This window comes from Streptomyces olindensis, from assembly GCF_040645895.1.
GTDB classification, from domain to species: domain Bacteria; phylum Actinomycetota; class Actinomycetes; order Streptomycetales; family Streptomycetaceae; genus Streptomyces; species Streptomyces olindensis.
Genome location: NZ_JBEYZD010000015.1, coordinates 132,965 through 152,671, shown reverse-complemented (window position 1 = coordinate 152,671; position 19,707 = coordinate 132,965). Strand labels below are relative to the sequence as shown.

Below are 19,707 nucleotides of genomic sequence, written 5' to 3'. Positions count from 1 at the left end.
CGGCTACAAGGCCGGCGGCGCCGTCTGGTCCTCCGGCAGCCACACCGGCATCGACTTTCACGCCGCCAGCGGCACCTCCGTCCACTCGGTCGGCACCCCTGCCAGCCGGTCGCGATCTTCGTACGGCCGCCGAACGACCCCTTGCCGTCACCGTTGTTGCGGTACAGGTTGCCGCTGGTGTCGCGCGAGACGAGGTCCGTCCTGCCGTCGCCCGTGATGTCACCGGCCGCGACGACCGCGCTGTAGGAGGCGCCCCAGTTCGAGAACACCTTCACGCGGGCCTTGAACGTGCCGGTGCCGGTGCCGTTGTACCGGTACAGGTTGTTCGACTTGTCCTGGACGAGCAGATCGCCGATGCCGTCGCCGTTCAGGTCACCGGCCCCGACGATCTTCCTGTGCGTCTTCCAGCCGTCGTACAGCTTCACCCGCGCCGACAGCTTGCCCGTGCCGGTCCCCTTGTACAGGTAGACCGTGCCGGTCGAGGCGTTGCGGGCGACCAGGTCCGGGCGGCCGTCGCCGCTCACGTCACCCGGCGAGGTCAGCACGTCGTACTGGTTCCAGCCGGAGGCGGCGAGGGTGGTGTACGGCGTCGAGGGCGTCGGCGCCGTACCGCAGGCCGGGCGATGGGCCCGCAGGGCGCCGCTGCTCAGCCGGACCAGGACGTCGTTGCAGCGGTCGCCGCCGAGGTCGCCGAACGGCACGACCTTCGCGGTCGTCGGCCAGCCGGTGCCCGAGACCTTGGCGCCCAGCGTGCCCGTGCCACTGCCGCGATGGACGGTGAGGGTGCCGGAGGAGTTGAGGGTGAGGACGTCGCCGACGCCGTCCTTGCCCGCGTAGTCGCGCGGGGCCGCCGCTCCGGCCGTCACGTTCACGGTGCCGGAGAGGGTGAGGGCGGCGCCCTGGCCGTCGGCGGGCCGGGCGGTGAGCGTCCAGGTGTAGGTGCCGTTGGCGACGAGGCGGCCCGCGCCGTCCTTGCCGTCCCAGGCGGCCGTGAGGAGGCCCCGGGCGGAGGGGCCGGACAGGGTGCGCACGGTGGCGCCGGACGCCTTGTTCCTGACGGTCACCTGCCAGGCTGCGGCCGGCTTGGACAGCCACCAGGTGCCGGACCAGCTCGCGGGCCCGGGCGTGACCTCGGCGTCGATCGCCGTCAGCGCGGACGCCGGGACGCCGGGCGGCACGACGTGGACGCGCTGCTCGCGGTCGGCGTAGGCGACACCGCCGCCGAAGCGGTCCACGGTCCAGTTGAGGCCCGCCCTGAAGGTGTCCTGGCCGATGTCGGTCCAGTCGGCGAGCTTGCGGCTCGGCAGCTCCGTGTGGTCGCCGCCGGCCGGCAGTCCGCCGTGCAGGTCGATGAGGTTCAGCCCGCTGCTCGACTGGGTGCCGCCGACGCGCACGACGAGGTAGCCGTCGCCGAGGAGGACCCGGCCCGCCGGCGCGGTGGCGGTGCGCTTGGCCGTGCGGTCGTAGACGCCCGAGCCCTGCACGGTGCCCGAGGAGTCCGCACAGGTCCAGTACACCCAGCGGCCCGTGGCCTGGAGGCTGGACGGGGTGCAGCCGTTGCGGGTGGTGAAGGACTCCACGGCGGTGCCGGAGGGCAGCCGGGTGGCCGTGACCTTGCCTCCCGTCGCCTCGGCGCTCCACAGGGTGTTGCCCCAGACGGCCGCGGCGACCCGGTCGCGCCTCTGCAGGACCTTGCCCGCCGCGCCCTCGGTGAACTCGCCGATGTACTGGGTGCCGGACGAGGCGCCGTCGACGACCGCGTACCGCCCGGAGAGGTCCTTGAGCTGAGGGCTGTCGTCGCCCGTGTCGAGGGTCGGGCCCCAGCCGGTGGCGCCGCCTGCGCGCAGCATGGTCAGACCCGACTCGGTGGCCTCCTGGCGGCCGTGGCGGCCCGTGCCGTCGGCGAACATGCGGATGCAGTGCGTGGAGCCGGCGATGCAGTCGCCGTCACGCCCGCTGACCAGCCCGTCCACGGTGGTCCTGGCGGCGCCCGGGGTGCCGCTCGTGGTGAGCCAGGTGCTGCGATAGGCACCGAGGATCGTGTTCGGCTCGTACAGCGTGCTGTTGCCGGCCGTGGTGAGGACGCCGTTGCCCAGCGACAGGCCGTAGACCTGCGCGGGCATCGGCCGCACATCGGTCACGCGGCTCCGGGTGACCGAACCGTCGGCGGCCCGGGCGACCCGGTACACGCCCCAGTCGAGATCGCCCTGCTCGACGTAGGCCGCGGCACCCGCCACGAGGACGGAACCGTCCGGCGCCTGCACGATCCCGTGGGCGGCCGGGTCCATGACCTTGGCCATGTCGGTGTCCGTGCCGTCGGACGTGAACGCGAACAGCGGCTGGCCCCGGTACTTGTTGTCGCCGGGCGCCACCGGCTCGACGCCGAGCAGCCCGTCGCCGACGATCCCATACGCGGCTTGGTAGCTCAGGGAGCCCGTCTCGAAGGTCCGGGGCGCGGCGGACAGGTCGTCGCGGTCGTACAGGTCCGCCTTGCCGCGCCCGGTCCGCAGCCGCAGCACGGAGTCGGCGCCGAGCCGGAAACCGGTCGTGTCGTAGCCGTCCGGCGTGCCGTCGCGGTCGGGCAGCGGGCTGAAGGCGCCGGTGGCGAGGTCGACGACGCCCCAGCGGCCCCATCCCTCGTCGCTCGCGCCGGTGCGGTACTTGAGGATGACGGACCGCGCGTCGCCGTCCTCGACCTCGATGTCGCCCGCGCCCTCCGGCAGCCCGGTCACGGACGTCTCCGTGACCTCGCCGCCGTCCCTAACGCGCCACAGCTGGTACGCGCCTGTCCCGTTGTGGCTGGTGAGGACCGTGTCGCCGAAGGTGCCCTGGTAGGTGTGGTACTCCGGCACGGGCACGACCGCCGTGCCGCCGCCCCTGAGGAGGGTGACCCGCGCGTCCTCCTCGGAGTACAGGGCCACGGTGTCGGAACCACGGCCGTAGTAGCCGGTCTTGAAGGACGCGGCCGACCGGAAGTAGCCGCTGTCGATGTCGTACTCGACCGGAACCTCCAGCCGCTGCTCCAGCGCGGTGGTGGCGCCGGACGCGTAGTCCGTCCACAGCAGCCGGTCGTCGCCCTCCTGGGCCCAGAGGAAGCCGCTGGTCCCCGCGTTGAGGATCTGCGTGGCCCTGGGGACGGCGCGCGGGGCGGCGGGCGAGACGAACTCCCCTTCCACGGCGGCCGACTGCGCAGCGGCCGCCGCCGGGGCCGGTACGGCGGCGGTGAGGCCGAGAGCCAGCGCCGCGGCCAGGACGGCCGCGGTACGGGCCGCCGGCGTGCCGCGCCGTGTCGGGTGTGAAGCAAGGGCAGGTCTGGGTCTGTGCCGGCCGAGTCGGGCCACCGATCCTCCTGAAAGGCAAGAAGAAGGCATGGCGGGACACACGGCAACGCCCTGGCATTTCCCCCGGCCCCCCGGCCGCTCCCCCCACGCGCGTGGGGGGAGCGTAACAGCATGCCCATGACCAACCGCGGCGAGCCCGGGCCACACGGACGGGACCGGCCTGAGCGTCCCGATGCGCTGCTCGTTCGGCGGCGATGATCTCGGCGACGGACTTGCCGCTGGTCGTCCACGCGCTGCTCCGCGCGAAGCCGTACCGCATGATGGCGTCGCCGACGCACATGGTCGACACGTCGGCGAGCGCCTCGCGCCCGGCGTCGTTGAGGTTCGCCTCCGCGACGTCCCGCATGCCGGGGTAGGCCTGGACGAAGCCGTTGATCGCCCAGCCCAGCCCAGCCCAGCCCAGGGCAGCGGCCGCCGCGCTCGCGCCGCCGCCCTCGCTCTACCCGTACAGGCCGACGCGGGAGCCGGAGGCGAGGGACGTGCCGGGCAGCGCGCGCGCCGCCCGGACGGCGTCCAGCACCGCGTGCCCCTCCCCGAGGCCACCGCCACCAGCGGGCGGGGCCCGTCGCCCTCCCACTTCGCCGACGGCTCGATGCAGGCGCCGGTCACCGCGACGGACCGGCCGCCGGAGTCGGTGGACTTGTACATCAGCCGGGTGGCGCTGCCCGGCAGGCGTAGTTACCGCTGGTAACACCATCGGGAATCACGCCCTGGTAACCGTTCGCCCGAGCAAGCGCAGTACCCGCCCGCCCGGCAGCCGCCCGACGATCAAGAACCGTGGATGCCGTGTCTGTTCTGTCCGGCGTGTCCGGGCGGTAGCTTGGTGGAGAAGGCCCCAGAGGGAGGGCGATTCCATGCCGTGGTTCGTATGGCTGCTCGCCGCCGCGGCACTGGGTGCCGCGGAGTTCTTCACCCTGACACTGGTCTTCGGCCTGCTGGCGGGCGCCGCGCTGGTCGCCGCCGTGGTCGCCGGTGTGGGCATCGGCCTCCTCGGCCAGCTCCTCGCCCTGGTCGCGGCAGCGGCGGCGGGGCTCGTCCTCATCCGTCCCGTGGCGCTGCGGCACATGACCCAGCAGCCCCTCGTACGCGAGGGCAGTGACGCGCTGATCGGCAAGCGGGCCGAGGTCATGCAGGAGGTCACCGCGACCCGTGGCCTGATCAAACTGTCCGGGGAGGAGTGGTCCGCCCGCGCCCTGGACGAGAGCCATGTGATCCCGGCGGGAGCGTTGGTGGACGTCATGGAGATCGAGGGGGCCACGGCCATCGTCTATCCCCGCGAACTCCTCCCGTGAACGGCTGAACACAGAGCAATGGAGGCACTGTGGATCCAGTTGTCATCCCCCTTCTTGTGGCGGCCCTTGTCGTCGTCTTCCTCGTGGCCTCCAGCGTGCGGATCGTCCCGCAGGCCCGCCGCTACAACGTCGAGCGGTTCGGCCGCTACCGCCGGACGCTGCAACCCGGCCTGAACCTGGTCGTGCCGGTGGCCGACCGCATCAACACCAAACTCGACGTGCGCGAGCAGGTCTATTCATCCGATCCCAGGCCGGTGATCACCGAGGACAACCTCGTGGTGAACATCGACACCGTGCTCTACTACCAGATCACCGACCCACGGGCGGCGGCCTACGAGGTCGCCGACTACCTCCAGGCGATCGACCAGCTCACCGTGACCACGCTCCGGAACGTCATCGGCAGCATGGACCTGGAGGAGACGCTCACCTCGCGCGAGGAGATCAACTCCCGGCTGCGCGCCGTCCTCGACGACGCCACCGGCAAGTGGGGCATCCGGGTCAACCGCGTCGAGATCAAGGCCATCGATCCACCGGCCACCATCAAGGAGGCCATGGAGAAGCAGATGCGGGCCGAACGTGACAAGCGCGCGGCCATCCTGCACGCCGAGGGGGAGCGGCAAGCCAAGATCCTCACCGCGGAAGGCACGAAGCAGAAGGACATCCTGGAGGCACAGGGAACGCAACAGGCCATGATCCTTCGAGCCGACGGCGAGGCCAAGGCGGTGGAGCTCGTCTTCCAGGCCGTCCATCGCAACAACGCCGACCCGAAGATCCTGGCCTACAAGTACCTCGAGACGCTGCCGCACCTGGCGAGCAGTGACAACAACACCTTCTGGGTGATCCCGGGGGAGCTGACCGAGGCGGTCCGGACCGTCACCCGTGCGTTCGGTGACCAGCCGGCGGCGCGACCCGAGGAAGCGGCCGGCGCCGGTGCCGGCCGGTCGTCGGACGACGGCCGCACTCCGGAGCTCGACGCGGGCTGGACGGCCTCGCTCGACGCCGCCGCGGCTGCCGACGAGGCCGGGAAACAGGCCGCCGCCGCGGTGAGCGACGCCAAGGCGGAGGCGGAGGCCGCCAAGTCACCCCAGACGCCGCGCCGGGGGCAGACGTCCGGCGGATGAGTGAACGGTGCGACGCGGATACGGTTCCCGCTCACCTCCGCGACCTCGCCACCCAACTTGCCCATCACCACGGGCCGTCACCGACGTCCTGACCCGCACCGTCTAGAGCTCCTGGGCGGGCCAGTCCAGCAGCCGTGCGCCGATCACCGCGGTCTGCAGCATGTAGCGGTGGTCCGGGGCGGCCGGGTTGGCGCCGGTCAGCTTGTGGATGCGTTCCAGCCGGTAGGTCAGGGCCCGCACGCTGAGGGTGAGACGGCGGGCCGCCTCGGCGGCCACGCAGCCGGAGTCGAAGTAGGCGGTGAGGGTGTCCAGGAGCGGCCGGGCGCCGCCGCGGGCCGTGGTGAGCGGGCCGAGGGTGGCGAGGACGAGTTCGGCCATGGCCTGCCGGTCGCGGGTCAGGACCGGGTAGACGAGCAGGTCCGCGGCGCGCAGGACCGGGTCCTCCAGTTCCAGGCGCTCGGCGAGTTCCAGGGCGTTGAGCGCCTCCTCGTAGGAGTGGACGACGCCGCCGGGGCCGGGCTGGGGGCGGCCGATGGCGACCCGGCCGCCGTCGGTGGCGGCGTGGGCCTGCTTCGCGAAGTGGGCGAGGACCTCGTCCTGGTGGCCGGGGGCGATGCACAGCAGCCGGCCGTCCTTGGTGGTGAGCAGGATGCTGCGGTCGCCGAAGCGGGAGATGAGGGCGTGCTCCACCTGCCGGGGCACGGGATCGCCCTCCTCGTAGGCGGTCGGGCCCTCGGCGACGGCCACGGCATGGGCGTGCGAGAGACGCAGACCGAAACGCTCGGCCCGTTCGGCGAGGCGCCCGAGATCGCTGCGGCCGTAGAGGAGGTCGTCGATGAACTCCCGGCGAGCGGCCTCCTCCTGCCGTACGGCCTGGCGCTGGGCCCGCTCGAAGCCCTCGGCGAAGGCGTCCGTCACCTGCTGTACGGCCGACAGGACGCTCTCCGCCGACGTGGGACCGGCCGGCCAGGCCGCGCGTGCGGCGGTCAGATGGGCGCTGACCAGGGTCCGCAGTCCGTGGCCCGCGTCGGCCGCCTGTTCCCCGAGGGCCCGGCGCGAGGCGAGTTCCTCCCGGGTGAGGCGCCGGCCGGTGGCCGCGACCTCGGCCAGTATCTCGGCGTAGCCCGCCAGATACTCCTCCGGAATCTCCAACTCCGCCATGCCACCCCCGAGTTCTTGACGCGCCGCTGACGGGTTCCTAGCGGCCGACCGGCATGCAGACCCTAGACAACACTGCCGGAAACCGGCAATGCGCGGGCGTGCGCCCGCGATGCAGTATGGGTCGCGGGGAGCACTACGGGGGGTTCCGGTGCCGGACACCGGCAGGTGTCCGGCACCGGAAACCCTGCGTGAGCGATGCACCGCCGACCACGGTCGACGGGCAGTGCGGACGGGACGGGAGGGGGAGGGCATGCGGACGTTTCTCTCGGCGGCCACCGGCCCGCCCACGATCCTCCTGACCACCGCCCTCGTCGTGGTGCTGTGCTTCTGGCTCCTCGTCGCCGCGGGCTTCACCTCGCCCGGCAGTTTCGACGCGGACGCGAACCTCCGTGCCTGGGGCATGGGCGGCGTCCCCGTGGCGGTGGCCGTCTCCACGCTGACGGCCGTGGCCTGGTTCCTCGGTGTCGGAGGCGTCCTCCTGCTGGCCGCGTGCGCGCCGCCGGGTCCCGCCACCGGGCTGCTGCGCATGGTCTGGCCCGTCGCGGCCCTGCCCGTCGCCTGGCGGCTGACCCGCCTGTTCGTACGCCCGCTGCACCGGCTCTTCCCCGACGAACCCGACCGGCCCGGCCGCGACCGGGCACCGGACCCCGCCGATCACGCGGATCACGCGGATCACGCCGATCACGCGGATCACGCCGGTCACGCCACCTGAGAGCGGTGCCCCGTCGGCCCTCGCCGCCGGCCCCTCACGCTTCGCTTCCTTCACGCCTCAAGGACGTTTGCCATGAATGTCATCCTCCTGGGCGTCGGCGTGCTCGTCGCCGTCACCCTGCTCGCCGTACTGGTCGTCTCCCGGCTGTTCCGCAAGGTGGAGCAGGGCAAGGCGCTGATCGTCTCCAAGCTGCGGAAGGTCGACGTGACCTTCACCGGGCAGGTCGTGCTGCCCGTGCTGCACAAGGCCGAGGTGATGGACATCTCGGTGAAGGCCATCGAGATCACCCGGACCGGCAAGGACGGTCTGATCTGCCGGGACAACATCCGCGCCGACATCCGGATCACGTTCTTCGTGAAGGTCAACAAGACCGTCGACGACGTCATCAAGGTCGCGCAGGCCGTCGGCACCGCGCGGGCGAGCGACCGGGACACGCTGCAGGAGCTGTTCCACGCGAAGTTCTCCGAGGCGCTGAAGACCGTCGGAAAGCAACTGGACTTCACCGACCTCTACACCAAGCGCGAGGAGCTGCGGTACCGGATCATCGAGGTCATCGGCGTCGACCTGAACGGCTACCACCTGGAGGACGCCGCGATCGACTACCTGGAGCAGACCCCGGTCGCCCAGCTCGATCCGGCCAACGTCCTCGACGCCCAGGGCATCCGCAAGATCACCGAGTTGACGGCCGTGGAGCACGTGCGCACCAACGAGGCGCAGCGCACCGAGGAGAAGGAGATCACCCGGCAGAACGTCGACGCCCGCGAGGCCATCCTGGAGCTGGAGCGCCGGCAGGCGGACGCCGAGATCAAGCAGCAGCGCGAGATCGCGACCGTAAGGGCCCGGGAGGAGGCCGAGACGGCGCGGGTGGTGGAGGAGGAGCGGCTGCGGGCCCAGGGCGCCTTCCTGGCCACCGAGGAGAAGCTCGGCGTGCAGCGCGAGAACCAGGCCCGTGAGGTCGCCGTCGCCGCGAAGAACCGCGAGCGGGTCATCGCCGTCGAGAGCGAGCGCATCGAGAAGGACCGGCTCCTCGAAGTCATCGGCCGGGAAAGGGAGACCCAGCTGACCCGGATCGCCGCCGAGAAGGAGATCGAGGCGGAGCGGCGGGACATCGCCGAGGTCATCCGCGAGCGCGTCGCCGTGGACCGTACGGTCGCCGAGCAGGAGGAGTCCATCAAGAAGCTGCGGGCCGTGGAGGAGGCGGAGCGGCAGCGGCAGGCCGTGATCATCGCCGCCGAAGCCGAGGCGCAGGAGAAGCTGGTCAAGGACATCAAGGCCGCCGAGGCCGCCGAACAGGCCGCCGCGCACCGCGCCTCCGAGGAACTGACGCTGGCCGAGGCCCGGTTGAAGACGGCCGATCTCGACGCGCGGGCCAAGGTCCGCCTCGCCGAGGGCATCCAGGCCGAGGCGGCGGCCGGAGGACTCGCGGCCGTCCAGGTCCGGGACAGGGAAGCCGACGTCGTCGAGAAGGCCGGCCGCGCGGAGGCCGTCGCCACCGAGGCCCGGCTCCGCGCCGAGGCGGAAGGCGCCCAGGCCCTGGCCCTGGCGGAGGCCGCGGCCATCGGCGAGAAGCTCAAGGCCGAGGCCGAGGGCCTGACTCGGAAGGCCGCCGCCCTGGCCGCCCTCGACGACGCCTCCCGGGGGCACGAGGAGTACCGGCTGCGCGTCCAGGCCGACAAGGAGATCCGCCTCGCCGGGCTCGACGTGCAGCGGCAGGTCGCCGAGGCGCAGGCGACGGTGCTCGCCACCGGCCTGGAGGGCGCCGACATCAGCATCGTCGGCGGCGAGTCGGTCTTCTTCGACCGGCTGATGTCCTCGATCGCCCTCGGCAAGGGCGTCGACGGCTTCGTCCGGCATTCCGAGACCGCACAGGCCCTGGCCCGGCCCTGGCTGGACGGCACCTCCAGCTTCACCGACGACCTGGGCCGCGTCCTCGGCTCGGTCTCCACGGCGGACGTGCAGAACCTGACCGTCTCGGCGCTGCTGCTGAAGCTGATGAAGACCGGCGGGCCCGACGCGGGGCAGCTCCAGCAACTGCTCGACCGCGCCGGCGAGCTGGGCCTGGCGGACAAGCCGCTCACCGCCCTCAACGGCAGCGCCGCCCACGCCTGACCCGCCCTTCCGGTTCCGGAGCCGCCGCACAGGGGACGGCGGCTCCGGACCGGCCCGTGACCGACTTCCTGAGAGGCACGCCATGACGATCGGCCCGGACGCCGGCACGTACGAGGTGCTGCGCGACCGCCTCACCGCGCAGGCCGCCGAACTCGCCCGCCGCGCCGAGGCGCTCAACGCCCGCCGGGGCGAGGAATTCGGCTCGACGCGGCTCGAACGCGCCGGCACCGGGCGACTGCGCACCGAGCACGCCGCGGTGCCCCGGGACGTCGTGGCCGTGGGCGACGTGCTGCTCTCCGGCTGCACCGCCGTCCCGGGCCGTGCGGCCGACACGCGCGTCGGCGACGTCCTGGCCCTGTACGACCGCGACCTGAACCGGCTGCCCGACGACGCCGTGCCGGGCCTGCTCGACGACCCCGCCTTCGTCCGCGAGTTCGGCGCCCTGCACCGCTATTACCGCCAGGCCCGCCTGCTCCGGCTCCGACGCACCGAAGGCAGGCTGCTCGCCGAGTTCCAGACCGGCGAGAAGGCGGACGACACCCGGGTGGCGCGCTGGGCCCTGTCCGACGACGGACGTACCGCCGCGTTCCTCGACGCCCTGGGCGAGCGCGACCACGTCCTGCCGCCGTCCCACGACATCGACTGGCTCGACAGCACCCGTGAGGACCACGTCCTCGGACGGCACCCGCACGTCTCCATCGGCGGCGAGGTCTTCGTCTCCACGGTCGGCGGCATCCTCACCGTCAAGACGGAGGACGACACCGAGGCGGCCGAGGGTATCCACACCGAACCCGTCGACGAGCCGCTGCAGTCCCTCGCGGACGCGGACATCGCCCACGCGCGCGTGGGCGCCCTGATCCTGCTGCGCGTCCGCCCCTACAAGGAGGACACCGACCGGCACCTGGTGTTCAACACCCTCACCAGGACCGTCGTCCGCCTCGACGGCATCGGCCGGGCGTGCCGCCGCCTGCCCGAGGACCAGGGGATCGTCTTCCCCGGCGGCTACTGCCTGGCCACCGGCACGCACAAGACGTACGAACTCGACACGAAGGGGCTGGAGTTCGAGCGGGAGATCCGCTCCCCGAACGGCGAGGACGTGCTCTACGCCTGCCACGCGCGCGCGGAGGGCCGCGGCCTCCTCCTGCCGTACAACACGATCCGCCAGGAGATGGCGAGCCCCCTGCCCTGCAACGGCTGGGCGCTCTTCGACGACGGCGCACTCGTGATCCTCCGGGCCGACACCGACGAGCCGCAGCGCGTCCACCCCGTGCAGCTGTGGAACTCCCCGTACGTCTCGGACACCCACGCCGCCGCCCAGCCGGTCGGCACGGGCCCCCTGGCACGCGTCGGCAACGCCGACCTCGTGCGCGGCATCTCCGACTGCCTCTCCCTCGCCGCGGCCGTCGCCGAGACGACCCCCACGAGCGAGGTGTACGAGGCGCTGTCGGCCGCCTGCGCCCGGGCGATGGACACCCACCACTGGCTGGGCGACCCCGGACTCGGCGACCTCCGCACCCCGCTGGCGCACCTGCGCGAGACGGCGCAGCGGGTGCTGGCCGAGTTCGAGACCGTCCAGGCCCTCACCCGGCAGGCCGACGACGCGCTCACCGAAGCCGCCGCCCGCGTCACCGAGGTCGTACGACGGCTGCGGGGCGAGACCGCGCGCGGCGCGGCCGAGTGGGTGACCGGCCTGACCGAACTGCGCCGGGCGCGAGGTCATCTGCTCACCCTGAAGGACCTGCGGTACGCGGACGCCGCCCGCATCGACGAACTCGCCGCCGCCACCGAGTCCGATGTCGCCGCCTTCGGCCGCCGCGCCGTGGCTCACCTCGCACGCGAGGACGCCTTCGCCGGCCACCACGCGGACGTCGAGCGGCTCGTCGCCGACGCCGAGGGGATCGCCACGGCGGCCGAGGCGGCGCCCGTCGCCGCCCGCGCGGACGAACTGGCCGACGGTCTGCGGACGGTGACGGAGGTCGTCGCCGGCCTCGACATCGCCGACGCCACGGTCCGCACCACGATCCTGGAGCGCGTCGCCGCCGTCCTCGGCGGCGTCAACCGCGCCCGGGCCGTCCTCGACGGCCGCCGCCGCGAACTCCTCGGCCGGGAGGAACGGGCCGGGTTCGCCGCCGAGTTCGCCCTGCTCGGCCAGTCCGTCACCGGCGCGCTCGCCGCCGCGGACAGCCCGGAGGCGTGCGACGAGCAGCTCGCCCGGCTGCTCGTACAGGTGGAGAACCTGGAGGCGCGGTTCACGGCGTTCGCCGAGTCCGACGACTTCCTCACCGCCCTCGCCGACAAGCGCGACGAGGTCCACGAGGCGTTCTCCGCCCGCAGGCAGACCCTCGCCGACGCCCGTGCCCGGCGCGCCGAACGCCTGGCCGAGTCGGCGACCCGCGTCCTGCGGACCGTCGCCCGCCGGGCCGCCGCCCAGCCGGACGCGGACGCCGTCGCCACGTTCTTCACCTCCGACCCGCTGCCCGCCGAGGTCCGCCGCATCGCCGGTGAACTGCGCGACCTCGGCGACCAGGTGAGGGCCGAAGAACTGGACGGCCGCCTCAAGGCCGCCCGCCAGGAAGCGCTCCGCGCCCTGCGCGACCGCACCGACCTCTACACCGACGACGGCCGCACGATCCGCCTCGGCGCCCACCGCTTCGCCGTCAACACCCAGCCCCTCGACCTGACCCTCGTCCCGCACGGCGACACCCTCGCCTTCGCCCTGACCGGCACCGACTACCGCTCCCCGGTCACCGACCCGGACTTCGCCACCACCCGCCCGTACTGGGACCGCCCCCTGCCCTCGGAGTCGCCCGAGGTCTACCGCGCCGAGCACCTCGCCGCCCGCCTGCTCGACGAACACGGCCCCGAGGCCCTGGCGGAGGCCGACCTGCCCGCCCTCGTGCGGCAGGCCGCCGAGTCGGCGTACGACGAGGGCTACGAGCGCGGCGTGCACGACCACGACGCGACGGCGATCCTGACCGCGCTCCTGCGCCTGCACGAGGGCGCCGGCACGCTGCGCCACGAACCGGCCGCACGGGCGGCCGCCCAGCTGTTCTGGGCCCACGGCACGACGGCCGAGGAGCGGCAGACCTGGAGCCGCCGCGCGGTCTCCCTCGCCCGGGCCCGGGACACCTTCGGCCTGGCACCCGCCCTCGCCGACCTGCGCCGGGAGCTCGCGGACGTCGCGGGCGGAGAGGCGGCGGCCGCCTACCTCCTCGAAGAACTGACCGGCGGCCCGCCCGGATTCGTCATCAGCGCCGGCACCCGCACCCTCCTCGACGCGTTCCGCCGCACCGTGGGCTCATCGGCCTACGACGACGACCTCACCGCCCTCACCGACCCGGCCGCCCGCAGGCAACTGGTCGAGGCCTGGCTGACGGCGTACACCACCGCCACCGGCACCGGCCTCACCCCCGGCGACCTGGCCGAGGCGGTGGCCGCCGAGCTCTGCCCCGGCCTGACCCGCTACGCGTCCGACGCACCGCTCACCGAAACCGTCACGGGCCTGCTCGGCACCCACCCCCGCGTCACCGGCCGCGCCCTCACGGTCCGCGTCGACGAACTCCTCGCCCGCACCCGGCACTTCCGCACCCACGACGCACCCGCCCACCGCGCCCACCAGCACCGCCGCACAGCCCTGGTGAACGCCGAGCGCACCCGCCTCCACCTGGACGACCACCGGCCCCGCGTACGGTCCGCGTTCGTACGGAGCAAGCTCATCGACGAGGTCTACCTGCCGCTCATCGGCGACAGCCTCGCCAAGCAGATCGGCACCACGGGCGAGTCCAAGCGCGCCGACACCGGCGGCCTGCTCCTGCTCATCTCCCCGCCCGGCTACGGCAAGACGACCCTCATGGAGTACGTCGCGGACCGGCTCGGCATGATCCTGGTCAGGGTCGACGGCCCGGCACTCGGCCCCGCCGTCACCTCCCTCGACCCGGCCGAGGCCCCGAACGCCACCGCCCGCCAGGAAGTCGAGAAGATCAACTTCGCCCTGGCGGCGGGCAACAACACCCTCCTCCACCTCGACGACATCCAGCACACCTCGCCCGAACTGCTCCAGAAGTTCATCCCCCTCTGCGACGCCACCCGCCGCATCGACGGCGTACGGGACGGCGAACCGCGCACCTACGACCTGCGCGGCAAACGCTTCGCCGTCTGCATGGCCGGCAACCCCTACACCGAGTCCGGCAGCCGCTTCCGGGTGCCCGACATGCTCGCCAACCGCGCCGACGTGTGGAACCTCGGCGACGTCCTGACCGGCAAGGACGACGTCTTCGCCCTCAGCTTCATCGAGAACGCCCTCACCGCCAACCAGGTCCTCGCCCCGCTCGCCGGCCGCGACCGCGCCGACCTCGACCTGCTGATCCGCCTCGCGCAGGACGACCCGACGGCGCGCCCGGACCGCCTGGCGCATCCCTACGCCCCCGCGGAGCTGGAACGGATCCTGGCCGTGCTCCGTCACCTGCTCACCGTGCGGGAGACGGTCCTGGCCGTGAACGCGGCCTACATCGCCTCGGCGGCCCAGTCGGACACGAACCGCACGGAACCGCCGTTCCGGCTCCAGGGCTCCTACCGCACCATGAACAAGATCGCCCAACGCGTCCGGCCCGTCATGAACGACGTCGATCTGGCCGCGCTGATCGAGGACCACTACCGGGCCGAGGCCCAGACCCTCACCACCGGAGCCGAGGCCAACCTGCTCAAGCTGGCCGAGCTGCGCGGCACCCTCACCGCCGGGCAGGCGGCCCGCTGGGCCGAGGTGAGGGCGGCCCACGTCCGGACCCGGTCCCCGGGCGGCCCCGAGGACGACCAACTCGCCCGGGCCGTCCGTGCCCTCGGTCTCCTGGCCGACCGGATCGCAGCCGTCGAGTCGGCGATCAACAGGGTCGGCGACCCGCGGCACCGGATCATCAACCCCGCGGCCCGGCACGCCGCGCGGCCGGCACCGGGCGATGACGGCGACCGGGATCTCCGGAAGACACGGGGCCGGTCGTGAAGGAGGAACGGCCGGTGCGCTCAGTCTGTACGCCACCTCACCCGGCGTGTTCGACGAGGGCGATCCCGTCGCCCTGCGCTCACTCCTCCGGGCGGGGACAGCGGCCACGTCGGCCACGGGCGGCGTGCCGACCTCTGCCGAGGGGCGTAGCGTCCATAAGGGGCGAGTCCGGCTGCGTCCGGGGCGCGGATGCCGCATCCCCAGGGGCGGAGTCCCGGCCCGGCCGTCCTTGATTCTCTCCCGCGAACGCCGGAGGTGCCTCGTGACCAGCGCGGGTGATCCAGCCGCCTATGACGGCGAGCTGGATGCCGTGTTCGCGGAGACGGCGCGCCGCACCGGTGCGTCCATCGGCGCCCTGTACCTGCTCGCGCCGGATGAGCGGTCCCTGTGGCTGAACGTGCTGTGCGGGGCCCCGGCCGACTTCGCCGCGCCCTGGGCGAGAGTGCCGGTGACCGCTCCGGCCCCGGTCGCCGTCGCGGTCCGTGAGGAACGTCTGGTGTGGGTGGGCAGCCAGGAGGAGATGGCCCGCTCCTATCCGCGCACGGCGGTCGTGCTCCCCTACCCGTTGGCCCTGGCCGCCGCGCCGGTCACCGGCACCCGCAGGTGGGGCGCGTTGCTGCTGATGTGGCCGGCCACCCGCCCGCCGTACATGACCGGACGGGAGCGTGGTCACATCACCTCCAGCTGCCGGCGTCTGGCCCGGCTGCTGGAGGAAGCCGCCGAGCACGGCAGGCCCCAGTCCGGCGTCGAGCGGACCCGCGTCGTCCCCCTCGCCCTGGGAGGCGGGTCCGGCAGCCCGGCGATGGCCGCCGCCGACTTCGCGGAACGCCTGCCCGGCGGGAGCTGCGCGCTGGACCTGGAGGGCCGGGTCACCTACGTCAGCTCCGGCGCCTGTGACCTGCTCGACTGCGAGGCCGGCCGGCTGCTGGGCACGGTGCCGTGGCAGTCGCTGCGCTGGCTCGACGATCCCACCTACGAGGACCGCTACCGTGCCGCGGTGCTCAGCCGCGAACCCGTTTCGTTCACGGCGTGCCGCCCACCGGATCACTGGCTGGAGTTCCACCTCTACCCGGACGCCAGCGGCATCAGCATCCGCATCGTCCCCAGCGGCGCCGAGCCCCCGCCGTCGCCGGCGCCGAGCCACACCACGCGCACGGTCACCCCGGCCCGCGCCGGCCGGCTCTACCAGCTCACCCACCTGGCCGCCGGACTGACCGAGGTCGTCGGAGTACAGGACGTCGTCGCCCTGGTCGCCGAGCAGATCATGCCCGCCTTCGACGCCCGGGGCCTGGTCGTGTCCACCGCCGAGGCCGGCCGACTGCGGATCACCGGGTACCGCGGCTACGACCCCCGGACCATCGAGCGCCTCGACGGCCTGCCCCTCGACACCGACTTCACCCCGGCCGGGCGCGCCCTCAGCAGCGGCATCCCCGCGTTCTTCTCCGACCCGGAGGAGATGCGCCGTATGTACCCCGAGGCCCCGCAGGTCAGCGGAAAACAGGCCTGGGCCTTCCTGCCCCTGATCGTCTCCGGCCGTCCCGTCGGCTGCTGCATCCTGTCCTACGACCGCCCCCGCGCGTTCCCGGCCGAGGAGCGCGCCGTCATGACGTCGCTCGCCGGGCTCATCGCCCAGGCCCTCGACCGCGCCCGCCTCTACGACACCAAGCACGAGCTCGCCCACGGCCTCCAGCAGGCACTGCTGCCGCGCGCCCTGCCCGAGATCGCCGGCCTGCGCGTCGCCGCCCGCTACCTTCCCGCGACCCGGGGCATGGACATCGGCGGTGACTTCTACGACCTGATCCGGCTCGGCGACACCGCCGCGGCGGCCGTCATCGGCGACGTCCAAGGGCACAACGTCGCCGCCGCCGCGCTGATGGGCCAGGTCCGCACCGGCATCTACGCCCACGCGAGCCTCGGCACGCCCCCCGACCGGATCCTCGCCCGGACCAACCGGCTCCTCACCGAACTCGCCCCCGACCTCTTCACCAGCTGCCTCTACGCCCACCTCGACTTCGCCCGCCGCCGCGTGACACTGGCCGGCGCCGGCCATCCGCCTCCCCTCCTGCGCCTGGCCGACCGCGACACCCGGCCCGCCCCGGTCACGCCCGGCCCCCTCCTCGGGATCGACCCCGAGGCCGTCTTCCCCCTGACCGAGATCCCGCTCACCCCGGGCCTGATGCTCGCCTTCTACACCGACGGCCTCATCGAGACACCCGGGGTCGATCTCGACGACGCCATCACCGACCTCGCACGGCACCTCGCCCGGGCCGACGAACAGGACCTCGACCTGCTCATCGACTACCTGCTCACGAAGGCCGGCCCGCATGGGCAGCGCGCCGACGACATCGCCCTCCTGGTACTGCACCACGACGCGGACTGACCCGCCGTGCCGCCCTGCCGTCCTGCACGGCGGCACCGGGCCCGGTCGCCGTCCGCCCGGGGCCGCACCGCACTCACCGACCGTGCCCGCGGACGCCGTCCTCTGCCTTTCGGCCCGGGGCGCGCAGGGCCAGGAGGGCGACGTCGTCGTCGTTGCCGACGGGGCGGACGCGGCGCAGGAGCTGGTCGGTGAAGGAGGCGAGGGGGCGATGGGCGAGGGCGGCGGCGTGCTGGCGCAGTCGGCCCAGCCCCTCGTCGAGGGTGTGGCGGGGCGATTCGATGAGGCCGTCGGTGTACAGCACCAGGGTGGCCCCGGGCGGCAGCAGCGCCGTGGCGTCGGGGCGTGGCACGCCTGCCTGGGTGCCCAGGAGGATGCCGTGGCCGTCGGTGAGGTAGTCCGTCAGGCCGTCCCGGCTGACCAGCAGCGGCGGAGGGTGGCCCGCGTTGGTCCAGGACAACCGCCAGTGACCGTCCGCCGCCGGTTCGATCCGGGCGAAGACCATGGTGGCCATCGCGACGTCGGTGATGTCCTGCATCGCCTCGTCGAGCCGCTGGACGATCCGGCTGGGGGGCTCCTCCTGCGACCAGGCGTAGGCGCGGAGCATGTTGCGGATCTGCGCCATGCCGGCCGCGGCCTCCAGATCGTGGCCGACGACGTCCCCCACGGCCAGGGCGGTGGATCCGTCGGACAGGGGGAAGGCGTCGTACCAGTCGCCGCCGACCTGCGAGGCGTCGGGTGCGGGCAGGTAGCGGACGGTCATCTCCAGGCCCGGAACGCCCGGCATCTGCGGCAGCAGATGGTTCTGCATGGTCTCGGCGACCTTGCGCTGGCGCTGGTAGAGGCGGGCGTTGTCCAGGGCGAGGCCGGCGCGGCGGGCGATGTCCTCGATCAGGGGAAGGTCGGCCGGCGTGAAGGCCACCGCGTTCTCGGCGCGGCCCAGGGTCAGCGCACCCAGGACTTCGCGGGTACTGCGGAGGGGGGCGATGGCCGCGGAGTGCATCCCCGTGGTGTCGAACAGGCGGCGCTGCTCGACCGCGATGCCGGAATCCGGCGTCCGTCGGTAGGTCCCCGGTCCGGCCAGGGTGGAGGCGACGCCGCGCAGGGCTCTGGACAGGGGCATCGGCGATTCCTCCGGGACCGGCGGCATCGGCCCCTCCAGGTCCTCGTGGTGCACGAGACGGTCGCCGTCGGCGTGCACCACTGCGCTGCGCCACACTTCGTCGCGTTCCGTGATCAGGTCGATGACCGCCCAGTCCGCCAGCCGGGGCACGACCAGGGCCACCAGCCGTTGCAGCGCCTGGTCGACGTCGAGGGTGGAGGTCAGCTGTGTGGTGGTTTCGGCCAGCAGGGCCAGCCGTTCGAGCTCCGACAGCGGCCTGCCCGCCGACTCCGGTCGCGGGCGGGTTGTCCGCGGTCGCTCGGGCGTGTGGAAGACGACGAGTGTGCCGGCCGCGCGCTCACCGAGGTCGTAGGGGGTGATCAGCCAGGAGATGGGCAGCAGGGAGCCGTCGGCGCGCGCGAAATGGTCCTCGTCGGCCTGGGCCGTGCGTCCCTCGTGGAACGCCTGCCGCATCGCGCATCGGGCTCTCGGCAGCGGCTGACCGTGCCGATCGCGGTGCAGCAGGTCGTGCGCGTCATGCCCGAGGAGTTCTTCGGCGGGCCGGCCCAGCAGGTGTTCGGCGCGCGCGTTGACGGCGATGATGCAGCCCTGCTCGTCGACGACGTAGGCGCCGGCGCCGATGGCCTGAAGCGCGCCGCGCAGCGCGGCGGCAGACGCCGGCGCGAACGGCCCGCGGACGGTCTCCGAATGCCCTAGCCCCGTCATTCCCGGCCTCCTCGCTGATGGGCCGGCGCCCCGCCCGCCGCCGTGTGCGCCCGCGGTTCCGTTCCCCCCTCCCCGTGTGCCCCCGCGGAAGGGGAGCAGACCCGTGGCGTGTATCGCCGGCGCCCGGGTAAACGCAGGGCCGGTGATCGCCCCAGAGCAGCAAACGCATTGAAAGACTTCACATGGTCATCCCGCTTATGAAGCAGGCGGCAGATGAGCAGGGCAGGCACGACCACGGGACACTGCGCTACGGCGCGGCCTGGGCAGAAGGCGCAGCCAGTGCCGCGGACGCGCGCCGGGCTCTGCGCGCCCTGCTCGCACACGTCCCCCACCGGGGCCGCGCCCCGGTGCCGACGTCCCTGGCCGTGGACGCCGAGCTCGTCGTCAGCGAACTGGTGACGAACGCCCTGCGGCATGCTCCCGGCATCGGTGGGCTGACGCTGCGACTGTCCGACCGTGAGCTGGCGATCACCGTGTGGGACGGTTCCCCCGACGCCCCGCTGCTCAGGAAGCCCGACCGGCACCGCGTCGGCGGTCACGGGCTGCACCTGGTGCACTCGGTCTGCGACAGGGTCGTCGTGACCTCCCGCGGCAGGGGAAAGGAGGTCACCGCCTGCCTGCGCCTTCCGCTGCCGACGACATCGGCGCTCGTGGTGCGCCGTCCGGGGCGGCCCGATCAGGAAGGGCGGCGACAGGGTGCGCCCGAGGGACCGCGTTCGGACTCGCCGCGGCCCGGGAGCAGCCTGGCCGCGGCGAGTGAGTGACCTGCG

At 73.3% G+C, this 19,707-nt stretch carries 9 protein-coding genes and 3 pseudogenes; 8 read left to right on the top strand and 4 right to left on the bottom strand.

All coding sequences use genetic code 11. From position 1 onward, the window contains the following. Positions 1-94 (top strand): annotated as a pseudogene (locus tag ABZ948_RS12600) (M23 family metallopeptidase); the annotation flags it as partial. A 154-nt stretch (positions 95-248) separates the two neighbouring features. Here the strand turns inward: ABZ948_RS12600 and ABZ948_RS12595 are convergent. Beyond that, positions 249-1,850 (bottom strand): annotated as a pseudogene (locus ABZ948_RS12595) (FG-GAP-like repeat-containing protein); the annotation flags it as partial. 1,630 nt (positions 1,851-3,480) lie between these two features. After that, a pseudogene (locus ABZ948_RS12590) lies at positions 3,481-4,013 on the bottom strand (lipase family protein); the annotation flags it as partial. 182 nt (positions 4,014-4,195) lie between these two features. On the opposite strand from ABZ948_RS12590, the gene ABZ948_RS12585 reads away from it, so the two are divergent. Continuing rightward, a complete protein-coding gene (locus ABZ948_RS12585) occupies positions 4,196-4,633 on the top strand; it encodes an NfeD family protein (RefSeq protein ID WP_359758899.1) in 438 nt (145 codons plus the stop codon). A 29-nt stretch (positions 4,634-4,662) separates the two neighbouring features. Beyond that, positions 4,663-5,754 (top strand): SPFH domain-containing protein, encoded by a 1,092-nt coding sequence (locus ABZ948_RS12580; RefSeq protein WP_359758898.1) that lies wholly within the window; start codon positions 4,663-4,665, stop codon positions 5,752-5,754. A 102-nt stretch (positions 5,755-5,856) separates the two neighbouring features. On the opposite strand, the gene ABZ948_RS12575 is transcribed toward ABZ948_RS12580, so the two are convergent. Continuing rightward, positions 5,857-6,915 (bottom strand): PucR family transcriptional regulator, encoded by a 1,059-nt coding sequence (locus tag ABZ948_RS12575; protein ID WP_359758897.1) that lies wholly within the window; start codon positions 6,913-6,915, stop codon positions 5,857-5,859. Positions 6,916-7,165: 250 nt separating this feature from the next. Between ABZ948_RS12575 and ABZ948_RS12570 the strand changes: the two genes are divergently transcribed. From ABZ948_RS12570 to ABZ948_RS12555, 4 genes are all read left to right on the top strand, one after another. Continuing rightward, a complete protein-coding gene (locus ABZ948_RS12570) occupies positions 7,166-7,627 on the top strand; it encodes a hypothetical protein (RefSeq protein WP_359758896.1) in 462 nt (153 codons plus the stop codon). Positions 7,628-7,699: 72 nt separating this feature from the next. Then, on the top strand, positions 7,700-9,736 hold the full coding sequence (locus ABZ948_RS12565) for a flotillin family protein (RefSeq protein WP_359758895.1): 2,037 nt from the start codon (positions 7,700-7,702) through the stop codon (positions 9,734-9,736). An 82-nt stretch (positions 9,737-9,818) separates the two neighbouring features. Continuing rightward, entirely contained in the window at positions 9,819-14,732 is a 4,914-nt protein-coding gene (locus ABZ948_RS12560; RefSeq protein ID WP_359758894.1) for a DNA repair ATPase, read from the top strand. A 262-nt stretch (positions 14,733-14,994) separates the two neighbouring features. Next, the gene (locus ABZ948_RS12555) at positions 14,995-17,112 is read left to right on the top strand and encodes a SpoIIE family protein phosphatase (RefSeq protein WP_359758893.1); all 2,118 of its coding nucleotides are present in this window, start codon (positions 14,995-14,997) and stop codon (positions 17,110-17,112) included. A 73-nt stretch (positions 17,113-17,185) separates the two neighbouring features. Here ABZ948_RS12555 and ABZ948_RS12550 read toward each other — a convergent pair whose 3' ends face one another. Beyond that, on the bottom strand, positions 17,186-18,937 hold the full coding sequence (locus tag ABZ948_RS12550) for a SpoIIE family protein phosphatase (protein ID WP_359758892.1): 1,752 nt from the start codon (positions 18,935-18,937) through the stop codon (positions 17,186-17,188). A 182-nt stretch (positions 18,938-19,119) separates the two neighbouring features. On the opposite strand from ABZ948_RS12550, the gene ABZ948_RS12545 reads away from it, so the two are divergent. Further along, positions 19,120-19,701 carry an ATP-binding protein gene (locus tag ABZ948_RS12545; protein ID WP_359758891.1) on the top strand — a complete coding sequence of 194 codons (582 nt, stop codon included), beginning with the start codon at positions 19,120-19,122 and terminating at the stop codon, positions 19,699-19,701. The last annotated feature ends 6 nt before the right edge of the window (positions 19,702-19,707 follow it).

Bases quoted from the DNA above. Each gene is read 5' to 3' on its own strand.
- ABZ948_RS12585 (WP_359758899.1), top strand. From the start codon at position 4,196: ATGCCGTGGTTCGTATGGCTGCTCGCCGCCGCGGCACTGGGTGCCGCG.
- ABZ948_RS12575 (WP_359758897.1), bottom strand. From the start codon at position 6,915: ATGGCGGAGTTGGAGATTCCGGAGGAGTATCTGGCGGGCTACGCCGAG.
- ABZ948_RS12570 (WP_359758896.1), top strand. From the start codon at position 7,166: ATGCGGACGTTTCTCTCGGCGGCCACCGGCCCGCCCACGATCCTCCTG.
- ABZ948_RS12565 (WP_359758895.1), top strand. From the start codon at position 7,700: ATGAATGTCATCCTCCTGGGCGTCGGCGTGCTCGTCGCCGTCACCCTG.
- ABZ948_RS12560 (WP_359758894.1), top strand. From the start codon at position 9,819: ATGACGATCGGCCCGGACGCCGGCACGTACGAGGTGCTGCGCGACCGC.
- ABZ948_RS12550 (WP_359758892.1), bottom strand. From the start codon at position 18,937: ATGACGGGGCTAGGGCATTCGGAGACCGTCCGCGGGCCGTTCGCGCCG.
- ABZ948_RS12545 (WP_359758891.1), top strand. From the start codon at position 19,120: ATGGTCATCCCGCTTATGAAGCAGGCGGCAGATGAGCAGGGCAGGCAC.